The sequence below is a fragment of the Nodosilinea sp. P-1105 genome, from assembly GCF_012911975.1.
Lineage (GTDB): Bacteria > Cyanobacteriota > Cyanobacteriia > Phormidesmidales > Phormidesmidaceae > Nodosilinea.
The window spans coordinates 72,819-93,992 of the sequence record NZ_SMDQ01000009.1 but is presented as its reverse complement, the minus strand read 5'-3'; the positions used below and the strand labels follow the sequence as shown (position 1 = coordinate 93,992).

Here is a 21,174-nt window from a genome sequence, read left to right as displayed (position 1 = left end):
TGGGCTAGTTGGCCAGGAATTTTGGGGTATCCGAGGGCAGAACCCTGGGATCTGTACCGGCGTTCTAGGGGGCTGGCTTAGGACCGCTAGTCAGCGGGTAGTGCTGGGCCAGAAAATTCAGGGCATCTGCTTCTGTTTGCACCAGGCCATCTAGCTGAGCGGCAAAAACAGCGTTCAACATCGGGCGAAATGTCGGCCCTGGCCGGTAACCAAGGGTTTTTAGCCGATGCCCATCGATCAAAGGCTGCACCTGGGACAGGTGGGTTAAGTAACGCCAAATCAATGGGCCCAGGGTACGGGGATGGCGGGCACTGACCAGCAACAGGGTGGGGGTGTCCGCCTGTACCAGGGCCTGATAGATCTGGCTGGGGGGTTGGGGGGTGGCAAAGTGATGCAGCCAGTCCTGCTCCAGGGACTGAAGCTGCTCTAAACGCTGGATGCTGCTGTCAGGCAGTTGCAGAGCGGCGGCAATGGTGACGCGATCGCCTGCCGGCACCGCCGCCAGCAATACTTCCAGGCGCATCTGCCAAGGGATAAAGCGGTGGGTCCAGCCAAACCGCTCCACCCATCGCGTCATCCGCCGCAGTTGCGTCCACAGAGCAGCTGTCATCGCCAGATCATCATGGATACACCTGAGCGCCCGGAGGTTATCCAGTAGCTCTAGGGCCGACTGCCAATAGGGGGCTTCCAGAATGTACTTCAGCTCATGCTTGAGCCGCACCTGCAGGGCAGGCACCCGTTTGACCTGGCGCTGCATCTGGGCATAGACACCGCTATCCAGAGCGTGGTGGATATAGCCCTGGGTTTGGGGATCAAGGCTAAACCCCAAGCGCACCGCAAACCGCACTGCCCGATAGATGCGGGTAGGGTCTTCAATAAAGCTGCTGGCATGGAGGACACGAACCACCCCCTGGCGCACATCCATCAGTCCGCCAAAATAGTCCAGCAATTGCCCTGCCCCCGGTTGGGTCAACCGCAGGGCCATGGCGTTGATCGTAAAATCTCGCCGGTACAGATCCTGCTGAATGGAACTGGCTTCCACCTCTGGGTTAGCCGCCGGGTAAGGATAAAACTCAGTGCGAGCGGTGGCAATGTCGATCATCACCCCAGCCAGGGGATGGTCCAAGTCTTTGCGCCACACCAAGGAGGCCGTTTGAAACCGTCCATGCACCTGAAGCTCTACCTCAGGGAAATTGGCCTTCACCGCTTCAGCCAAATCCACCCCTGCCCCCACCCGGGCCGCCTGGTAAAACCCATCCACCACCAAATCTAAATCCGGCAAGGTGACGGCCGCTTGCCCGTCGGCCAGCAGTAGATCCCGCACGGCCCCGCCCACCAGGTAAAGATGCCAGCCCTGGTCCTGGGCTGCTGTTACAATCTGTCCCAGGACTACCCTGAGCTGGGGGTTGAGGGTGTCATCTAGCCGGTGGCGTAGGGGTGGGGCGGGGGGCAGTTGGGGCCTTGGGGAGAGCACCTTTCCCGCCTGGTGATTGAGACCATTGGCCACCTGGGCCTGGTGCAGATGGCGCAGCAGGTCCGTGCGGGTGACAATCCCGACTAAACTCTGCTGATCGAGCACGGGCAGGCGGCCAATGTCGTAGGTGACCATCAGATGCTCAATAGCTTCTAGGGGAGTATCGGGGGTAATGGTCTTCAGGTTGGTGGCCATATACCCTTTCACCGGGGCATGACTGAGGCCATGGTGCAGAGCCAGGTCCAAATCTCGCCGGGAAATCACCCCCACTAACTGGCCCTCAGGGTCCACAACCGACAAGCCCGAATGGCCATAGCGCAGCAGAATGCGCTGGGCTTCTGCCATGGGGGTATCGGGGCGAATGGTGCGCACAGGCGACGACATCAAGTCGCGGGCGGTGGGGGGGTGGGGCAACTGCGATCGCGCCTCTGCTAGTGCCTGGTCTACCACCTGAGTGGGGTTCTGGGTGGTGAGGGTAGCCGCCGCCGCTGGGGGGTGACCACCCCCCCCCAGGGGAGTCAAAATCGAGCCCCAGTCAATCCCTAACCCCAACCCCATACGTCCTTGGGCACGGCCAATCAACATCAGCTTATAGTTGGTCGGCGGATGGGGAAAGTCATCCCCCGCCTGGGCCAGTCCTTGGGCCGACTCTTTGGTGGGATAGTAAGCCGCCAACAGCAAACTATCCACATCCGCCAGAGAAATTAAACGTTCCGCCAATCCAGACAACCCAGGAATATAGCCCTCCACGGGCAGCACCACCCAGGCTAGCCCATAGCCTCGAATCGTCTCAGTCTGCAACGCCTCCATCGCCGTTGATAGCAAATCCTGCAGCATCGGCGGCAGCCCCGGCTCCACAAATTCAGCAATCACTTGCATACTCGCCCCCTGCTGCATCAACCAAGCCAGGGCCAAAGCATCTCGCGCCGTTGTTTGTTCAAAGGTCAGCGAACCGGTATCGCTATGAATCCCCAAAGCCATCACCGTAGCCTCCACCCCGGTGGGCGCGATCGCCTGCCGTTGCATCGCCTCCACCACCAGGGTGGTAGTGGCCCCCACCCGATCAATCACCAGGTGCCGAGTGGTCGTTGCCGCCTCCCCTGGAGGGTGATGATCATAAATCGTAATCGGCACAGTCTCCCCTGGGGCCTGGGTAATCCATTCCGCCGCAGGGCCAAAGCGTTCCGGCTGTTGGGCATCCACCAGGGTCAACGAGCGAATCTGGTCGGGGCTCACGGCCCGCCGCTCAATCAATGGAAATTCATCTCGGTGAAACGCCACAAACCGTTGCACCGTCGGATGGCATCCCCCTGTTAGCACCACCCTCGCCCCAGGGCGTAATCTCGCGAGTCCGACAGCGGCCCCCAGGGTATCAAAGTCAGCAGTTGTGTGGCAAAGCACCAAATCCATAGTTATCGGGCCAGCGTCATATAGTCATCATAGGGCTCAGCCTCCTGACCCTAGACCAGCAAACCACCCGGTTGGCCCTAGACAACGTCCCCCCATCAGCGTAATCGGGCGTGACAGACATTCCCTTAGGTCCCCATTTCTGATAGCGTACTAGCAAGGATTGTGCTGCCAATAACCTAGGACGTTTGCTGTTGCCCTGGGGTTGAGGCCATCGTCATTTTGCTGCTGTGATTGAGAGATAGAGGGAAACCAATGGTCATTTTGTTCCAACTCGCGTTGTTCGCCCTGGTACTGCTGTCCTTTGTTCTGGTAGTGTATGTACCAGTTGCCTATGCCTCCCCCCAAAATTGGGATCAGTCTAAGAGATTGATTCTGTTCGGTTCAGTCATTTGGGGTGTGTTGGTCGTCTTAGTGGGCAGCTTGAACTACTTTGTGGTGTAACCCGTTTTAGCCTATGGCAACATTTGAAGGCACGTTTGCATCTACGGGCACGCCCAAGTTTGCCATTGTCCTAGGCCGGTTTAACGATTTGGTCACCGGCAAACTGCTGGCAGGATGCCAGGACTGTCTCAAGCGCCATGGCGTTGATATCAACCCCGCTGGCACCCAGGTAGACTACGCTTGGGTGCCTGGCAGTTTTGAAATTCCGCTGGTGGCCAGGCAGTTGGCCTTGACCGGGCATTACGATGCCATTATTTGCCTGGGGGCAGTGATTCGGGGCCAAACCCCCCATTTTGACTATGTCGCCGCTGAGGTTGCCAAAGGGGTCGCGGCCGCTGGCTTTCAAACCGGCATCCCGATCATTTTTGGCGTACTAACCACAGACACCCTCCAACAAGCCCTAGAGCGAGCTGGCATTAAGGCCAACCACGGTTGGGACTACGCCATGAGCGCCCTGGAAATGGCTAGCTTGATGGGGCAGATTCGTACCGCCTCAGGCTCCGCCTTAGGGAATGGCTCTCCCAGTTCTGGGCAACTATTGCCAGGGCAAGGGCAGTCGATGATGGCTCAAGATTAGCCTGGTCAACAACTTGAGAAGTCACTACACCAAAATTAACTGCCGCTAAAATGTTGACATCGATACATTTTTTTGAGATTCTTATTAAGGTCAAGTTGAGCGTAGCGCTTCTGATAGGGGTTGAACCCGACAGGGTCTGAAAAAGTGTTAAGCTTGATTTGTTATGCGGGTATAGCTCAGTGGTAGAGCGTCACCTTGCCAAGGTGAATGTCGCGCGTTCGAATCGCGTTACCCGCTTTTTGATTGTGATTTGGTTTTTGGGGACCTTCCTGCCGAGTGGTGGGTAATGTCTACTTAGACCTGTCAGGATGTCTCATCTCGGCAAGCTGTCCGACGTTTTCCCTGAGCTGCTGGAGCCTGGTGTCGTCAGCGGGCGATAGAAAGTAAACCTTAAGCTATGGGACCTGGGCAGGAAACTGGGTTAGTCTGCTGAAAAACGCAGTTGTCTTCTGGAGCGAGCCCGTGGTGAACCCCATCGTTGAAACCCTACCTGATAAGCCAGCGCTGATTGACAGGGGTTTGGCGATCGCCGTTGACCAGATCCAACAGGCCATAGCCGACCACGGCTACTGCACCCTAGCCTTAGCTGGCGGTAGTACCCCTAAACCACTCTACGCCGGCTTAGCCAAAGCCAATTTACCCTGGTCTCAGCTTTATATCTTTTGGGGCGACGAGCGTTACGTCCCGGTAGAGCATCCTGACAGCAACGCTGGCATGGCCAAACAAGCCTGGCTCGACCATGTGCCGATTCCGACCGAGCAGATTTTTATCCCCCCCACCCATCATCCTGACCCAGCCATATCTGCCCAAGCTTATCAAACGACAATTCAGCGACTGTTTGACTCCCTTCAAAAGGCACCTACCGCCATCCCTCAGTTTGATTTAATCTTTCTCGGTATGGGTGCCGATGGCCACACCGCGTCTCTGTTTCCTCACACCCCGGCCCTGGCCGTTCACGATCAACTGGTTACCGTAGGCATGAAAGACGGTGCTCCCCGCCTCACGTTTACGGTTCCCCTGATTAATCACAGCCGCCAGGTGCTGTTTCTGGTGGCTGGCGCCGATAAGCAAGCGGCCCTAGAACAGGTCTTTGCTGCCGATGGAGATGAGCAAACGTATCCGTCCAGGTTAATTCAACCCCAAGGGGAACTGCGGTGGTTACTGGACGCTCAGGCGGCCCATGGGTTGGCCTTGCCAGTTTAACCCCGCCGCGATCGCCCTGATTTGTCTAAGCTAAGCCCAAAAACCGTTATGGAGTGCGTTAACTCTGCATTAAAATTGAGTTAGGTCCTTTGGGCTCACCTATGATGAAAACTATCGGCAAGCAACTCTAGCTGAGTAATGTGATTACCCTCTCGCTGCTACACCCTTTGCATAAAACTCCGGTCCAGCATTGGTCGTTTGATCAAGAAACTGTCATCCGGTTAGGTCGTTCCACAGACAATAACGTCATCCTCTACAGTGCCGTTGTGTCGCGGCACCACGTCGAAATACATCGATCCGAAATCGGGTGGCTGGTCAAAAGTATAGGGACCAATGGTACCTACTTAGAGGGTAAACGAATTACGGAAATGCCTGTAGAAGACGGCATGGTGATTCGGCTAGCCCGATCAGGCCCCAACATCCAGATTCACATGACCGAAGAAAAACGGGATCCCCTTAAGGAGTTGCTGCAAAACCGCCGGAAGCACCAGCCCTCGGAGGGCTCTGAAGACAAGGACAAGCCCCAGTCTGAGCCATCCGTTGCCCATTCACACGAGAGCTTGCCACATCAAACCACAGTTATCAACCCCTAGAACACCGGTACTAATCCCCGGGTTCTTGAGCCGACTAGTGGTCTGTCAAGGCTAAAAATTAGGGTAAGTGCTTTGCAAAAGCTTTTTAAGCTTCAGGGAGGTTGCTTCAACACATCAGGACCTTTCATCCCCTCTCACGGAGGGGTGCCCAGAGGGCGGGGTGGGTCCCTTCGGGCTCGCTTGACCCACCCCTACCTACTTCGACAGGTTGCCCCTCCGGGGCCGCTACACGCTAGCAAAGCCATGCCGCAGGCTATACAGCACAGGCCTCCAAAGGAGGGGATTTCGGACCTTGATGCCACTAAATCTCTATATCTGGAAACCCTAAACTCAAGACTTGACGCTGCACTAGCCAGGATCTTTGAGGTATCTGAGGGCAGAACCCTGGGATTTTGAAATACTATATGGAATGCTCAGCGACATCAGGCGGTCAACCACTCCTGATGCCTGACACCTAAACCTGATCCCCTCAGCGACAGTTGCTATATTGCCGCCAGGCAGATGCTAGGCCATATCCACCGACGCCGCCAACGTCGCAGCCCTTTGCTGCATAGCTTTAAAGATGTTGTAGAACCCATTAGCCCGCGATGGCGTCAGACTCACATCCAACTGAGTCTCTTGAATAAAATCAGGGGCTAAGGCCGTTATTTCCTCAGGGGTAAGGCCATTCAGTGCTTTCACCAGCAACGCCACCAATCCTTTGGTAATCTGCGCATCAGAGTCAGCCTGGTACATCACCCTACCGTCTTCTAGATGAGCGATCACAAATACCTGAGAAACACACCCAGGCACCTTATTCTCCGGCACCTTCTGGTCCTCAGGCATCGGATCTAACTTCTTCGCGAACCACAGCAACTGCTGATAGCGTCGTTTAGGGTCAGCCGTTTTCTGAAAGCGGCTGACGATCTTAGTTACAGAAGCAGGACGAGTGTCAGACATAAGTACCTAGGCTGAACAAACAGCAGATATACTTATTCTAGACAATCTAGCAGTCTGCAACGCAGGCAATTATCAAGCAGGATAGCGATCTTAGGATGAATATAAGTCCTGTCCATCTTCAAACCTGGAGTCCCCTAGGGGAAAAGCTAGGGGTAAAGGCAAAAACTACGTCTTTCATCGTGGACTTGGCCTATGGCTATCCAACCGTAGTACAAGAAAAATACCACACTGACTAGCTATTGACTTTCTTGTATCACTCTCAAGTCTTGAAGACTCTTATTTCGTCGGTAGTTTACCAGCAAATCAAGAAGCCTATTTGGAATAGTTGCTTTGACTAGCAAAATCAGAAACATTAAGCGAGTGTAATATTCAAACACTATATCTGGCTTTATCCATATGGCTTTTAAAAGCTTTGCCAAAGAAAGCCTTAAGTTTGCTTTGGAGCGAGTCCCACTCAAGTACAATTCTGCAATATATCTATACATGTAAGATTTACTTGTTTTCTTCAAATACATCAAATTTTCAGGCACTATTGACTGATAAGTAATCTCTACTAAACGAAGATATTGACCTTCCATTCTATCAATTTTAGAGGATATAGACCCTGGAGATTTTCTGTATATGATTTGATTTTTAGGGACTACTACATAATTCCAACTTTTTGCTAATCTTAAACAAAAATCATAATCCTCAACTGCTTCCAGACCAACGGTAAACCGAATATCTCTAATAGCATCTCTCCGAACCAAAATATTAGAACCGCTACCCACAAAGTTGGATTCTAGTAGTTTTGGGAAGACATAGCCTTCGTACCGAACTTGTGCACCCTGAACAAAATGTGTTTCTTCTCCGCTGTCATGCATGAATACTGTCCAACTATAGGCAACACCAGCACTTTTGTCTTGCAATAACGCCTGGAGCTGTCGCTCAAGCTTATCATCAGACCACAAGTCGTCAGAATCTATAAAGGCCAAGAAATTACCACTGGAATAATCAATTCCACGATTTCTTGAAGCAGAAACTCCTGAGTTGCTATGATTATATATATTAATTCTTTCGTCCTGAATACTCTTGACGACATCCACTGTTCCGTCGCTAGAGCCGTCGTTAACAACTATAATCTCAAGATTTTGATGTGTTTGCTCTAATACTGATTGAATTGTTTTCCCAATAGTTCTTTCAGCATTATAGGCAGGTACTATAACTGATATTTTATAATTCATAGCAAATTCATCTTCAACTAATTACTTGAGAAATTTTTCACATTATTTTGCAAAATATTAGAGAATAAATCTCTAGACAAAATCTTTAATGCCAAAAATAATAAAGGTTTATCTGGAATACATGTGAATCTAATAGTTTTCAATATAAGCTGTAGCCTTCTTCTTCCTTGTTGCTTGATAGATTTTATCAACTAAAAATTTAGGCAAATATCTTCTGACTAAAAACTTTGAAATCAGTTTTTGGGTGTAATTCTCTAAGAGAATCTCCGGTTTTCTCTTTATGGAAAGATACAGATAATCTTGCGCACGTTGAATAGCTTGATCACTTGAAGAGCTTACTAAACATAATTCAGCACAGTACCTATACATTAAAGCTATTGCCATAGGTTTTAACTTTTGGAAATCCGTTGAAACAGACTCATATATGAGATTTATTGCTTCAATACCTTCTAAGAGCATTTTGTCGAAATTCAAACTCATAGAGTTAATAGATCGACGATAAAAAATTTGATTCTTGGGTACGGCAATGAATTTCCAGTTGATCGCTAATTTAGTATAAAATTCCCAATCGGCGTAACCACTTAACAACGGATTAAAAAGGTTAGTTGTTTCAATAGCCTCTCTACGAACAAGGATATTGGAGCCACTACCGATGAAATTGCCAACCAGAAGGTTCTTTAAAACATTTCCAGTAACGTTTGCCTTACTACCTTGACTAAAATAACGCTTACCACAATAGTCATACATATTCACAGTTGAGCTGTAAGATACCCCTGCGTAAGGATATTTAATTAATGCACTTATTTGAGCTTCTAGTTTATCATTCGTCCATAAGTCATCAGCATCTATAAATGTCAGGAATTCACCTCGGGCAAGGCTAATGCCGCGATTCCTTGCTGTAGATACTCCTGCATTTTCATATTGGAAAACATGAATACGACTATCATCAACCTGATTGATAATTTTATACGTCTGATCGGTTGAACCATCATCAATAATAATTACTTCAAAATCGTGAAAAGATTGAGAAAGAACTGACTGAAGTGTCTCAGATATCGTATTTTCTGAATTATACGCTGGGATGATTACTGATATTTTACACATTTGTGTCCTAAACTTTAACGATTAGCAGTATAGCTGGGAATTTCTAACTCATTATTTAATGTGAAAAGTTATGTCCGTCATAGCAGTCAAAACCTAAAAGTTAAAATACAAAAAGAGATTTGAGCCTGATCCTTCGAGAATATTAGAGCAAACTCCTGAATTCCAGCTCCTGCCTATTCAGAGCTTGCTGGCCTGAATCTCATGCCAGACTAATCATAGAAAAGAACAAGACTTTAAAGACTAGATATCCTGAAGTGAAAACTCATAAACTATAGAAGCACTCACGGGTACAGATATCATCCTGTGATAAACTGCTTTTGCCTTATGTTTGAATGCCTTAAATTTACTATTTCCATTTGCATAATTAATTTTAGATTGCTCCCACCACATATTTTCGCCATTATCAGTTATATACACAGAGCCAATAATAGGTAAGGGCTTTAAGGGAAAACCTCTTTTTTGCAAAAGAGAGGCGGTATCAATATGATAAAATATACAATCACTTCGATTGATTTTATCATAGGGAATTGATAAATCATTCAAAAGTAAGTCTAGCCTTACTATATGACTAGTATTGGTTCTCAAATGAAAATTTTTCCTTCTCAACTTCAATCTTCTAAGATCTTGACGAAACTCATATCCGCTATCAAAAAACCAACCATTTTGATTTTCCTTCCCAAGTAAAAATCTTGATAATTCTCGACTGACACAATCATCAGCATCAACAAACATAACATGTGTAGTACTTAGGTCGTGAGCAAGCTTTGAGCCAATCAACATCTTAGCCATTTTGTCTTTCTCTTTACTAAAATACGAGTCAAGCGGAAGAGGTAAATCTACTTTATGAAATAAAATTCGATGATCCTTGGCAAAATTTTCAGGTATGTCATGACAGACAACGATAACCTTGAAATCTGGGTGACTTTGATTAAGGATTGAGTCCAAAGTTCTCCCTAGCAACTTACAGGTCAAGTCCCATGAAGTCGCAGTTTCTCTAGCCTTTAAGGGAATAATGAAGGTCAACATAGAATGATGAATATTTCACTTAATGACACCGCCAAACTTTATTTGGCCTATCCAGCCCAAGAATTTCAAAAACTCACTGAAAATCTAGAAGTGACTAGCCCTATAAAGCCTCAAACTCAGTAAACTAATAAGCATCTCAGATTTAGTCAGATTTAGACTAAATCTTGTAAAAACTAAATTCGTCTTTGAAATTTTCAGTTAGTTTTCTACTATTTAATGGCGATAAAACTGTTCTCTTAAGTCCATGAAATATTTCTTTTGGACTACGTTTTATTTTCTCATGTAGCGCCTCTTCAAGAGTTACACTTTCACCGATATTATCCCGAACATAAATGCATCCAGGAAACGGTAGAGGAGCTATAGGATAACCTCGATCAGAAAGGTCAATCTGCGCATATGAATGACCCGTTAAAAATCTATCATACCCTGCAATTTGATCATAAGTCGGAAGAGAATCTGGCACCTTAAATAATTTATAGTTAATAATATTACAAGTTCCGCAGAGCCGATTAAATCCTTTGCGTCGAAAATACACTTTGTTCAGCCCTTCAACATACTCGTATCCACTATCAACAAACCAACCATTAGTTAACTCATTAGAGTCCACAAAAGATGCTATGTTCTTGCTGATACAGTCATCTGCATCTACGAGCATGATGTAAGAAGGATTCATTTGTTTTGCATATACAAGTCCAGCAACTACTCTTTTAGATCGATCATCCATTTTCGATGTATATGCTGAATTCGGTACTGGGAAATTAACATGGTGATAATGTACATTAGGATGATCAAAGTCAGTAACTGGTTTTTGATTGCAAACGACAACGACTTGAAAGTTTTCACTAGATTGCCTACAAACTGAACGCAGAGTGCGTGTAAAATACTTGCTGAGATCAGTCCAAGAATGAGCAACTAGGTGATGCTTTACTGGAATAATAAATACAATCATTTGCTTAATTTACTTAAATTTTGGCGCTTAAATCTGGAGAAAACTTAGAAGCCAACTGAATATACTTTTGGGCAATGATTTTTTCTGAAAAATCTAGGGCTCTTGCCTGAAGTCTATCCCTTGGACAAGGCATTTCAAGAGTTCTCAAGATAGCTAATGACATTTCTTGTGGATTTTCAACTGGTACAAGTTCACCATATTCACCATCAACCAAGATTTCATTTGGACCATAATTACAATCAGTAGCTACAACAGGGGTGCCAACTGCCATAGCTTCTACTAGAACGTTTCCAAAACCTTCCCATTTAGAAGACAAAACAAGCATTGAAGCCTGACTCATGTAGGCATAGGGATTCTGAGTAAATCCAGGAAAGCAAAAATCTTTGTTAAGTGATAGTCCTAAGTACTCACCTAGCTCTACTAAATTAGTGAGTTCGCTTCCCTCTCCTAAAATCATTAGCCGACAAGTTTTCTCTTTAAGAACCAAAGCAAAAGCTCTAAGCAAAGTTCTAAAGTCCTTTTGCTCTGTTAAGCGCCCCACACCTAAAATAACAGGTACTTTAGCTTTTTTACTAAACCAAGGATGGAGGATCTCTGAACTGGCTTTACTAAGTAACTTAGAATTTACGATAGGGTTATAAATTACTTGTATTTTGTTATCTTTTACACCTAACTTTTGAAGATCTGAAGATACGCCATTTGAAACAGCGACAACCGCATCCACCATGGAATAAAAGAAAGGAAGCAGATAGGGTACCAACTTTCTTTTTAGAGAATTAGAATGTCTGATCTCGTGAGTTAGTGCATTATGTACAGTGACAATTAGTGGAGTGTTATTATTAACCGACAACTTAGCACATAAAGCAATCAGATTAGTATCTTCTAATCCTGATATGATTAAAGATGAATTTGCTTGCTTAAGATACTGATGCAGTTTAGGCAAACTTAATAATAATTTGGTTGATTTAAGATCTATAAGATTGATCTTCTCATCTAGTTGCCTAATATATGGGCCAACAGCCCTAGCTAAAACAAAGTCAATGTTATAACCAAGATCTAGCAACCCATGGGCTAAGTTGACAAAAACTTTCTCTGCCCCTCCACCAGACAAATCACTAAGGAATAATGTTATCTTCTTGCTCATAATTAGTATTTATATCTATAAGGAATTCTATTTAGCACATCTTTCCAAGTATTTTTTTCGTTTTACAAATTGACAAGAGCAGGCGACCATTACGAAAGTCACCCACAAAAGCGAGTTGTGTTTGAGTATAGAACTCTCTGTAAGATTATATAATATGAAGAAGGTTATATATGATACTAACCATAAGTACTCTGTGTTGTTAGAGCTCTGAACAGTTTGCACTGCGATAAAGAATGACTGAATTAAGATAAATAGAAAAATTAAGAGGCCAATCAATCCTAATTCTGCAGTTAGATCAATAAAACCATTATGTGAATGAGGGGGCATATAAGTAGCTCTGGAGTCAAGAGAAAGACCAATTTGGTATGGAATACTAGTGTTTAAGTTCCAAAAAGCGTCTCTTCCGTAGCCTAGTAATGGTCTTTGACTAATCATGCTAATCGTTGCATTCCAAATATTGGTTCGACCAGTTAATGTTAGATCCCTACCTAGAAAACCAATTTTCTCATCGGCGTTGCTAAATAGAATTAGAGTTAGAGAAGTGATTGTGAGCATACCTAATATTACTGACAGCACAAAGCCATATCCGCGAAAGCGCATAACCTTAGCTGCAGTATATATAAATAAGACAAAGAAAAAGACTAAAAGACCTGTCTTTGAGTCAGTAATAAAAAGTAATAACATCCAAAGAAAGAAGCCGGTTAAAGAAAATATATTCGTTATTGTTCTAGATTTACCTGATGTATTTCTATTCAAGACAAAAAAGACAAGACTGCTAAATACCGCAACTTGAGCTAGCTCATTTTTTTGGGAATAAACACCTCGTAATGCACCACTGTGCTCAATATCAGTATGAAAAGCAAGATCAGGATAACCTACTAAATATAAAATATTGATTATTCCGATAATTGTAGCAGCAATAGCAAAAATTTTAATTTGCTCTTTAAGTGTATATCTATAAGACAGAAAAAAACCAACGCTTGCTGTTTGAACAACAATGATTCCGCTTTTGAGTGAAGCTAACGGCATCTCTGACCAGAAAGAAGAAATAATAGGTAAGCTAACTAGGATAAGTAACACCTTGTTTGAAAGAAGACATGCAAAGCTAAGTTTTGGCCGAGCAAGTAATAGTAGAAAAAATAGGACATAAGTGCCATGTTGTATTAGCGAGAGTAAAGAATCTGGCAACAGAGTTCTTAAGGTACCACTCAGATAGACAACAATAGTAATAGAGAGGATATATTCTAGGTTGGACACCACGTCAGTATCTCTTAACTAAAAAATCAGAAGCCTGAAGAACAAAAAATCAAAATAAACGTCAAAGGAATATAAAGCACATTCAATAATGCCCAGCCTAGTAGAATCGACAAAGAAAAGAAAATGATATGCTTGACTGACAAGAAGCAGAGGCAGTTAAGCAGTTTTGCTTAGCAAAAACCAAGATCCCTATCTATATCTAATTCAGCCAGTTTGATAAGTCACGATTAATCATATCCTGCAAATTTATTATATCTTGACGGTATACCTTAATTAAATATTCACGTGTTTCTGGTTTTAGGTGTAAATTATGAGCTTTACGATTTTCACTGAAATTCCAGCTCTTTATTCTTGCTGATATTTTTTCAGCTATATAATCAGGCACTGCGCACTTAACAGCTATCTTAAGCCAGTTATCCTTCAAAATTAGTCTATTAATGCACATCGAACGAGGTAGTCCTGAAACATTAAACTTTTTTGAGATATCTATTTCAAAGCTAGGATTTACTTCTAGAAAGTTAATTATATCTTGGATGACTCTCTGAGAACTATCTCGAAAATCATCGTATAGATAAACTCTAATTTGATTTTTGTCAAAAAGATTGTAATAATTTTGTAATTGCCTGGAATAAAATCCTCTTCTTTTGTAATGCCATATACCTTCCCAGTTATCTTTTATTCTCTGCTCCTCATGCTCTAGGGCAAGCTCAAAGCTGGTTAATCTTTCGTCACCATCTCTAATCAAGTGTCTATAGCTAGAAAAGCCTACCTCAACTGGATTTCTTAAAATAGCAATCAGTTTAGAATTAGGAGTTATTTCTTTAATTCTATGGGGTGCGACCTTACTACCTAGATATGTTGTTGAGGCTTCGCCTATAGCTTTTTCGGTAGTTACAGCACTGAAAAGCCTTTCGTAGTCATGTCTATCGTAAATAGCATTTGAAAATCTATGACAATCGCCAGGGCCTTGATAATTAGGTGGCTGATCGTTGAGAGAGAAGTAGTGCGGCTCCTTGTTAGACGGCATATATATTTCAGGATGCTGCTTCAAATATTCATAGACAGAACTTGTTCCTGACTTAGGGGCTCCAATTAGCAAAAAATTAGGTAAAACCATAATAATATAAGCACTTAAAGACTTTCTGAGTATAAAGGAGTAAAAGATTATTATTAGCTTCACATCGAGGTAATGGCTTGATCGCTATCTGAAATCTAAGCTTTTGAATACCTCCAGACATCTTAATAGCACTATCGATAACTACCTGATCCTCTTGCTAAGGGTGAAGATACTATTCTCAGCTTCCAATAAGCTATACAGCCCAGTATCAAGTTCCACACAAGAGTACTGCTTAGCGTAGCCACAGCTGCCCCCAAAGAACCATAGATTGGAATCATACTGATGTTAAGACCAAAATTTACTATCGAACTCACAATAAGGCTGGTTGCAACCCAATCTTGATAACCAGTCATAATTAGTAGAAGACCTACCGAACCAAAAAAAGAGTTAACAATATTAGTCATTGATAGAATGATCAGTGTAGAATTCCCGATTGCATAACTATCACCAAGTATTAGAAATATCCAAGGTCCACACATGATAATAAAAGTTCCGATCAGCAAAGAGACACAAAATATTATCCTATTTGATTTTGTGAATAGCCTTTGCAAGCTTTGCTGCTCACCGCTCGCATGTAATCTTGCAAAAGTTGGACCAATAGACATATTCACGGCAACAAGCACAAAAGTTATAAGGCCTGATAGTTTACCCGATATACTGTAAACACCTATCTCCGCACTATTCGATAAAGCTCCAAGCATTACAGTGTCCATCTGATTATTGATGACAAACATGATGGTTGCAAGAACCATAGGTGTAGCAAAGCGGAGCCACTTTTTTACTTTATACTTTGGACTAAATCGGCGTAAATCTTGAGGTAAGTTAAAAAAGACTAAAAATAAATTGCACAAAAAAGAAATATAAGTCGCAAACAAAAAACTGCATAGAACATGCAATAAGCCAAACTGGTCTCCGAGCCACCAATAAGCCAATATGAGTAAAGTCAACAGAAGAACCGGTTTTATAAATGTAATCGGCAATTGAGACTCTAATATTTTGTTCCTGCCTCTAAGTATTGCCGATCCAAGGTTTGACACTGCTAAAGGTGGTAAGCAGGCAATGATTATAATTAAGTTCTTGTTATCTAAACTAATAAGCCATTCAGGTGAAATTCTATAGGAAAAGTAGAAAAATAGGAGTCCAACCAAAACAGAGGCTATAAGTATATGTATATGAGACCAGATAATAAATCCTCTTAAATATTTCCAATTCTGCTGACTTTCATATACTGATACTTCTCTAGGTGCCAGAGTAGGGAGGCCGAACTCAGTCGGAATCTGCACTAAACTTAATAATGTCAACAAATAAGAATAAGTACCGAAACTTTCGACACCTAATATTTTTGCTAAAAATATACTTGATATATAGCCAACTCCAGAACTAAATGTCATCAATAAAAAAGTCCCAGAACTAGCCTTAGCAAGAAAATTACCTAGTCCATCATCTTTCTCAAGTTTAGTAAATCTATATTTTCTAAGTATTTTCATATACAATTAATATTGTGATCTTTATTTATCCTGACTATGGATTCAGCCGAAGTAGTCAATACGACCAAAATAATCAGTGCTGGAAATCTTATTTACTTAACAGATAACTTTATACGGCCGTTGCTCAATTAAATCAAAATAGAGCAGTTGTGTTCTGGGGTTAATCTTTTCAAAATTTCTGGCTTTGCAAAATTTGTATTTTTAGTAAAATCACTGAATTTGCGAACCTAAAGCAAGGATAGACTAGCATGCTATATGTAGTAGCGGATATAGCGATAGTAGATTGCCTTTAAGTAAATTTTAAGTTTCTCAAAGAAACTCAAGTCCTTTAAATAAATTTGAAATGTTTCATTATCTTTTAGTTTAATACTATTAGCTCCTGCCCACCAGTTCAAAGAAATTCCTAGGGAAAACAGGTTATGAGAAAATTTTGATAATTGCTCATGGTTTTTACGTAGTTGATATGCAGTTAAAAGCTGAACTTTTGACTGCGTGATTTTTTGATCATTGCGGTAGGTGTAGAAATTGTTTCTGTGTATCCTTTGTCGAGAAAGTTTCTGAAAGCTAAAAACTCCTATGCTAGTCCCTAATGCGGCATACTTTAGATAGTCGTCAGCAGTTATCTTAATAGTTTCAGACATCGGTAATAGGTTTTTTAGAAGTGTTCTTTTAAAGGACATCCCTGATGTTGCGGTTTCAAGACGCAATGGTGAACATCCTTCTAGTCTTCCTCTCGAAATATGTATCCGTAAATCATATATTTCTGAGTCAGAAATGTTTTCACAGTTGTCGATATGATCTTGAGAATCTTCACCTATGCTATGCAGTGTATGAAAATGCCAACCTAAATCAGATCTCTTCTCGAATGAAGCAACAACTTCTTCAACCTTTTTCTCTTCAAAAATGTCATCAGCATCTAGGAAGCAAATGATTTCACCATGGCTATGCATATAACCCGTATTAAAAGCTGAAGCTTGGCCTCCATTCTCCTTAAATATTGATACTATTGAATTGCCATAGGCTTCTATGGTTTCCTGAGAATTATCAGTTGAGCCATCGTCAACAACGATCACCTCAATATTTTTATAGGTCTGGTTCAGAGCACTATCGATTGCGTCTTTCAAAAAGCGACCATAGTTATAGTTGTTGATTAATATACTGACGAGAGGTTTGGATGACATTTTTTATGATTTTTCTATAATGAGTTTTCAATCTAAAATCGAAAATGCATATCTCTTACTTTTAATACCCAATAGATTTTGAATATAGTGCAAACAACTTTGAAGCATAAGCAGTTATATCTAAATCACTTATACTCTCTTTAGCATTCAACCCAAGTCTAATTCTTAGCTCGGCATCATTGATAAAATTTGATAGTGCTGCAGTAAGCGATTCTATATCCCCAGGATTGACCAGATAGCCATTCTCCTCGTGTGATATCACTTCAGGGATGCCTCCCACTGGTGTAGTGATGACAGGAAGTGACCAGCTCATTGCTTCAAGTAAAGCCATAGGCAAACCCTCGTTATAGGAAGGTAAGACAAACACATCTGCATCAGCTAATAGCTGATCTCGAGTTTCTGCATCAACCCAACCAGTAAATTGGAGGGTTTCTAAAATATTCAATTCCTTTGCAAGATTTTTTACATTATCAATTTCTCCACAACCCGCTAACGTGAGTTTCATTCGCGAGCGCTCTTCTAGATTCAGCTTTGCAATAGAACGGACAAGGTCATAAACACCTTTCCGCTCATTTATTTTTCCCAAGAATAGAAAGCTAGTAACATCTGACTGATTTTTTTTTCTTAATTGTAGTGGAAAAACAACTGGGTTTTTAAACACTACCACTTGATTTGGACTCAGCTTACATTGCCTTACGTAAAACTCTTTCCAGCTATCTGACAAAGCAATCACGTAAGTGCATCGCTGAAGGCAAGATTGAATCACACTCTTTTGCAAAGATGTCAGGTTATTGTAAAAGACGTGAAACTCACAACCATGAGCATGCATGATAACTGGTTTTTTGAATAAAAAAGCTAAAGAAGCTAAAAATAGCTTTCTTAAGACACTGCCACGCTCGGACATATGAATATGCAATAAATCAACCCTTTGAGCTAGCAATAACTGTAGTAAGGTGCAGCTTGATTTTATAAATGGGATTAGCTTGCCTGACTTTTGAGGAGGAGAGTTCCAAGTTGAAAGGTGCTTATATTCAAATTTGTCAGTGGCAGATGCGACTATCATTTTTTCTACTGAGCCCATACCTCCCTGCTCACTAAGGTTAGGTCCCATAGAAATTATTCTAAGCTTTCTTGTCATATATTTTCATTTATAGTTTCGTTCTGTGTATTTTCTAACTGAGTCGATTCTTCTATTTAATGTTTATCAGCTTTTATAACTAGTCATCGCAACTTCTGGCTGGTCACGATAGTAGAAATAACTATCAGGCTCTTTGTTTATACTTATCCCATTGATGACTACTCCCAACACATTCTGTCCAGTCTGATTGCAGAACTCTATAGAAGACTTGACACAGGATTTATTAGTCTTACCTATCCGAATTACCATGAGTATGCCATCAGATAGTTGTGATAAGACTGTAGCATCAGCTTTGTCTAGTAAAGATGGTGCATCAAAAATAACAAAGTTATAATGCTTTTTTAAGCCTGGAATCAAGGCTCTCATTCGATTTGAGTCTAAGAGTGAAACTGGGTTAGGTGGTACGACCCCTGAAGTTAAAACCTGTAAGTTTGGCATCACTTCTTGAGTCGCCTTGTAAACATCTATTGGCTCAACCAAAATATTGCTGAGGCCACATCTGTTTGGGATATCCCAAATTCTATGCTGAACAGGTCGACGCAGGTTTGCATCAACTAATAGTACTTTGCGACCTACTTGGGCCATGGTAACAGCTAAATTTGCCGCTAGCTCAGACTTTCCCTCTTGAGCAATAGAACTTGTAACCACAATAGCCTTTAGTTCATCATCGGAACGAACAAACTTTAAATTAGCTTGCAACATTCGGTAGGCTTCGCTAATGGGAGATCGGGCTAGATCACGAGTTACCAAACTTGGAACCCATCGTTCTTTCCTTGAATACAGGAGATATTCTTCAGACTCACTAATCATGGGAATCATACCCAGTGTTGCATAACCCAAAAGATCTTTGGCCTCTTTTACTGTTTTTACAGAGGCATCTAAAAGGTCTAAAATAAATGCTACTGTAATACCAAGTAGGCTTCCTGCGACAATACCAGCTAGCAAAATTAGTTTTTTGTTGGAGTTAACTGGCTTCTCTGGTACAAGCGCTGGTGACATAAGGCGTACATTGCCGATATTTTGACTCTCAGCAACTTTAAGCTCCTGGAAGCGAGCTAGAAGGGATTCATAAGTCGCTTTAGCTACCTGTAGATTGCGCTCTAATTCACTTTGCTGTTTTTCGAGATCAGGTAATGATTGCATGCGACTCTCATATCGACCAAGCTGGTTATTAAGTGCACTAACTTGATTTACTAATCCCTGACGTTGAGCATTAAGAGCTACAACTTGGCTGATCAAATCTGATTGTAATCCCCCGATTTGGAGATTGACAGTATTTGGTAAAGGACGTTGATTGACTACTTGATTAATTCGCTTTTGCAAGATACTCTGGAGATTTTCTTGTCGAACTCTTAGTCTTGATATTAATTGACTTTCTTCAGTAAAGAGTGCTCTATTGGTGGCAATTTCTTCTTCAACTTCCTGTAGCTCCCTAAGAACCTTTTGAACACCTTCTGATTGATTTAAGGCTGCTATCACAACAGCATATTGTGGATCACTGATATTTAGTTGAGCCTGATATGTTTGGATGATTGCATCTATGTTGGAAATCTGTGACTCTGCAGAGTCTAGCTGTTCCTGTAAGTTAAATGAGATGTTCACCAATGAACTGGATTCCTGGTCTAATGAGACAATATTATTGAGTTCTTTGAATTGCTTTAAATTTATTTCTGCCTGATTTAGTGCTGCTTCAGTTTGAGGTAGTTGTTGAGACACAAAGTCTCGCGCTGCAGTTGCCTCTGCTCGATTTTCCTGAATATTCTCCCGGACAAAGAATTCGGCAATTTTGTTAGAAACTAAAGCTGAGATTTCTGGATCGCTGGACTTATAGGAGATTTTTATGACATCAGTACCTGCCAAGGCTTCAACAGTTAAGTCCTCGGCCAAATCATCTGGTTTTAACAAATTATTCTCGCTATCCCTTAAGTCTAAATCCTGGATCACAGTCGCCAGTGTCGGTTGAGATTGAATTACCTGTACCTGAGTATCTAGTGGATTGGCCTCAAACGTTAATGTTTCAAGGCGACCCAAAGCCTCTCCTAAGCCGGTGAGTGACGTTGAGCGATCGGTTCTAAAGAGCAACTTGGCTTCTGCTTGGTAAACAGTTTTTTCAGAAAAAGCTACAACCAAGGCAGCTAAGCTAACTAAGCTCAAAGTTCCTATTGCTGGTTTCCATCGCCTTTTGAGAATTAGCCAATAATCTTGGAAATTAATTTCCTCGACTGAGAAATCTGTATCCATTGCAATAGTTAAGATTAATATTATTATTATTTTGATTGGTGAGCTAAGGTCTAGGAACTATAGAGACCGAGTTCGTTTTAGTGCCACACCAAACCCCAGCCCAAACCTGAAGCTGTGCCAGTGGGGAAACTTCAGATCTTGAATTGGAATTGGTTTGGATATAGAAATTGCTTACGGCTTAATTTTCTATGCATTCTTGCCGCTAGGGAAGTGAGAAGGGCAGATTTACGCTGAATGGCGTAAAGCAGTGCACAGAAAACCCCAATAGCTGAGTCGTTTTCCTAATGATAGGCTTTCATGCCTTGGCTTCCCCGTCTTTGCTGCCGACGAAGCGATGGGCCACGGTTTCGGGTTGAATGGCGGAGAGGATGGTGTGCCCCGAGTCTGTGATGATTACGGCGCGGGTACGGCGGCCGTAGGTGGCATCGACTAGTTGACCCCGTTCCCGTGCGTCGGAGATGATGCGCTTAATCGGTGCTGACTCGGGACTGACGATCGCGATTACCCGATTCGCTGACACGATATTGCCGAAGCCGATATTGATGAGCTTAATGTCCATAATGGGAAGGGGCAACTGAGACAGAGGACAAACCGAGCTTCTAGAATTCAACCTGAGCTAACCTGGCCCGGGGGCCACGCCTGAGGTATTTTGCTAGGCAAAGCTCTGTCT

General features: G+C 43.0%; 18 protein-coding genes and 1 tRNA gene. 5 read left to right on the top strand and 14 right to left on the bottom strand.

Annotated features, from left to right (window positions below; genetic code table 11):
• Positions 1-64: 64 nt before the first annotated feature.
• Positions 65-2,884 carry a CBS domain-containing protein gene (locus tag E1H13_RS06250; protein WP_169612540.1) on the bottom strand — a complete coding sequence of 940 codons (2,820 nt, stop codon included), beginning with the start codon at positions 2,882-2,884 and terminating at the stop codon, positions 65-67.
• Positions 2,885-3,136: 252 nt separating this feature from the next.
• Between E1H13_RS06250 and psbZ the strand changes: the two genes are divergently transcribed.
• The 5 genes from psbZ (at position 3,137) to E1H13_RS06225 (ending at position 5,698) form a co-directional block, all read left to right on the top strand.
• Complete coding sequence (gene psbZ / locus E1H13_RS06245) at positions 3,137-3,325, top strand: photosystem II reaction center protein PsbZ (protein WP_169612539.1); 189 nt, start codon at positions 3,137-3,139, stop codon at positions 3,323-3,325.
• 13 nt (positions 3,326-3,338) lie between these two features.
• A complete protein-coding gene (ribH, locus tag E1H13_RS06240) occupies positions 3,339-3,902 on the top strand; it encodes a 6,7-dimethyl-8-ribityllumazine synthase (RefSeq protein ID WP_206070108.1) in 564 nt (187 codons plus the stop codon).
• A 165-nt stretch (positions 3,903-4,067) separates the two neighbouring features.
• Positions 4,068-4,139, top strand: a tRNA-Gly gene (locus tag E1H13_RS06235).
• A gap of 228 nt (positions 4,140-4,367) precedes the next feature.
• Complete coding sequence (gene pgl / locus E1H13_RS06230; RefSeq protein ID WP_169612578.1) at positions 4,368-5,105, top strand: 6-phosphogluconolactonase; 738 nt, start codon at positions 4,368-4,370, stop codon at positions 5,103-5,105.
• 140 nt (positions 5,106-5,245) lie between these two features.
• Positions 5,246-5,698, top strand: a complete 453-nt coding sequence (locus E1H13_RS06225; protein WP_169612538.1) for an FHA domain-containing protein — start codon at positions 5,246-5,248, stop codon at positions 5,696-5,698.
• A 504-nt stretch (positions 5,699-6,202) separates the two neighbouring features.
• Here the strand turns inward: E1H13_RS06225 and E1H13_RS06220 are convergent.
• From E1H13_RS06220 to E1H13_RS06160, 13 genes are all read right to left on the bottom strand, one after another.
• Positions 6,203-6,637 carry a SufE family protein gene (locus E1H13_RS06220; RefSeq protein WP_169612537.1) on the bottom strand — a complete coding sequence of 145 codons (435 nt, stop codon included), beginning with the start codon at positions 6,635-6,637 and terminating at the stop codon, positions 6,203-6,205.
• 236 nt (positions 6,638-6,873) lie between these two features.
• Complete coding sequence (locus E1H13_RS06215) at positions 6,874-7,860, bottom strand: glycosyltransferase family 2 protein (RefSeq protein WP_169612536.1); 987 nt, start codon at positions 7,858-7,860, stop codon at positions 6,874-6,876.
• A 129-nt stretch (positions 7,861-7,989) separates the two neighbouring features.
• Positions 7,990-8,964: a glycosyltransferase family 2 protein gene (locus tag E1H13_RS06210; protein WP_169612535.1), complete on the bottom strand. Its 975-nt coding sequence runs from the start codon at positions 8,962-8,964 to the stop codon at positions 7,990-7,992.
• Between the two features lie 240 nt (positions 8,965-9,204).
• Positions 9,205-9,990: a glycosyltransferase family A protein gene (locus E1H13_RS06205; protein ID WP_169612534.1), complete on the bottom strand. Its 786-nt coding sequence runs from the start codon at positions 9,988-9,990 to the stop codon at positions 9,205-9,207.
• 157 nt (positions 9,991-10,147) lie between these two features.
• Positions 10,148-10,939, bottom strand: coding sequence for a glycosyltransferase family A protein (locus tag E1H13_RS06200; RefSeq protein ID WP_169612533.1), 792 nt, complete (start codon positions 10,937-10,939; stop codon positions 10,148-10,150).
• Positions 10,940-10,952: 13 nt separating this feature from the next.
• Positions 10,953-12,083, bottom strand: coding sequence for a glycosyltransferase (locus tag E1H13_RS06195; RefSeq protein ID WP_169612532.1), 1,131 nt, complete (start codon positions 12,081-12,083; stop codon positions 10,953-10,955).
• Between the two features lie 27 nt (positions 12,084-12,110).
• The gene (locus E1H13_RS27200) at positions 12,111-13,340 is read right to left on the bottom strand and encodes an O-antigen ligase (RefSeq protein WP_206070106.1); all 1,230 of its coding nucleotides are present in this window, start codon (positions 13,338-13,340) and stop codon (positions 12,111-12,113) included.
• Between the two features lie 199 nt (positions 13,341-13,539).
• Complete coding sequence (locus tag E1H13_RS06185; RefSeq protein WP_169612530.1) at positions 13,540-14,457, bottom strand: sulfotransferase; 918 nt, start codon at positions 14,455-14,457, stop codon at positions 13,540-13,542.
• Positions 14,458-14,588: 131 nt separating this feature from the next.
• Complete coding sequence (locus E1H13_RS06180) at positions 14,589-15,944, bottom strand: flippase (RefSeq protein ID WP_169612529.1); 1,356 nt, start codon at positions 15,942-15,944, stop codon at positions 14,589-14,591.
• A gap of 251 nt (positions 15,945-16,195) precedes the next feature.
• Entirely contained in the window at positions 16,196-17,125 is a 930-nt protein-coding gene (locus E1H13_RS06175) for a glycosyltransferase family A protein (protein WP_169612528.1), read from the bottom strand.
• Between the two features lie 61 nt (positions 17,126-17,186).
• Positions 17,187-18,236, bottom strand: coding sequence for a glycosyltransferase family 4 protein (locus tag E1H13_RS06170; RefSeq protein ID WP_206070104.1), 1,050 nt, complete (start codon positions 18,234-18,236; stop codon positions 17,187-17,189).
• Between the two features lie 93 nt (positions 18,237-18,329).
• A complete protein-coding gene (locus E1H13_RS06165) occupies positions 18,330-20,504 on the bottom strand; it encodes a polysaccharide biosynthesis tyrosine autokinase (RefSeq protein WP_169612526.1) in 2,175 nt (724 codons plus the stop codon).
• Between the two features lie 295 nt (positions 20,505-20,799).
• On the bottom strand, positions 20,800-21,063 hold the full coding sequence (locus tag E1H13_RS06160; protein ID WP_169612525.1) for a DUF370 domain-containing protein: 264 nt from the start codon (positions 21,061-21,063) through the stop codon (positions 20,800-20,802).
• Positions 21,064-21,174 lie beyond the last annotated feature (111 nt).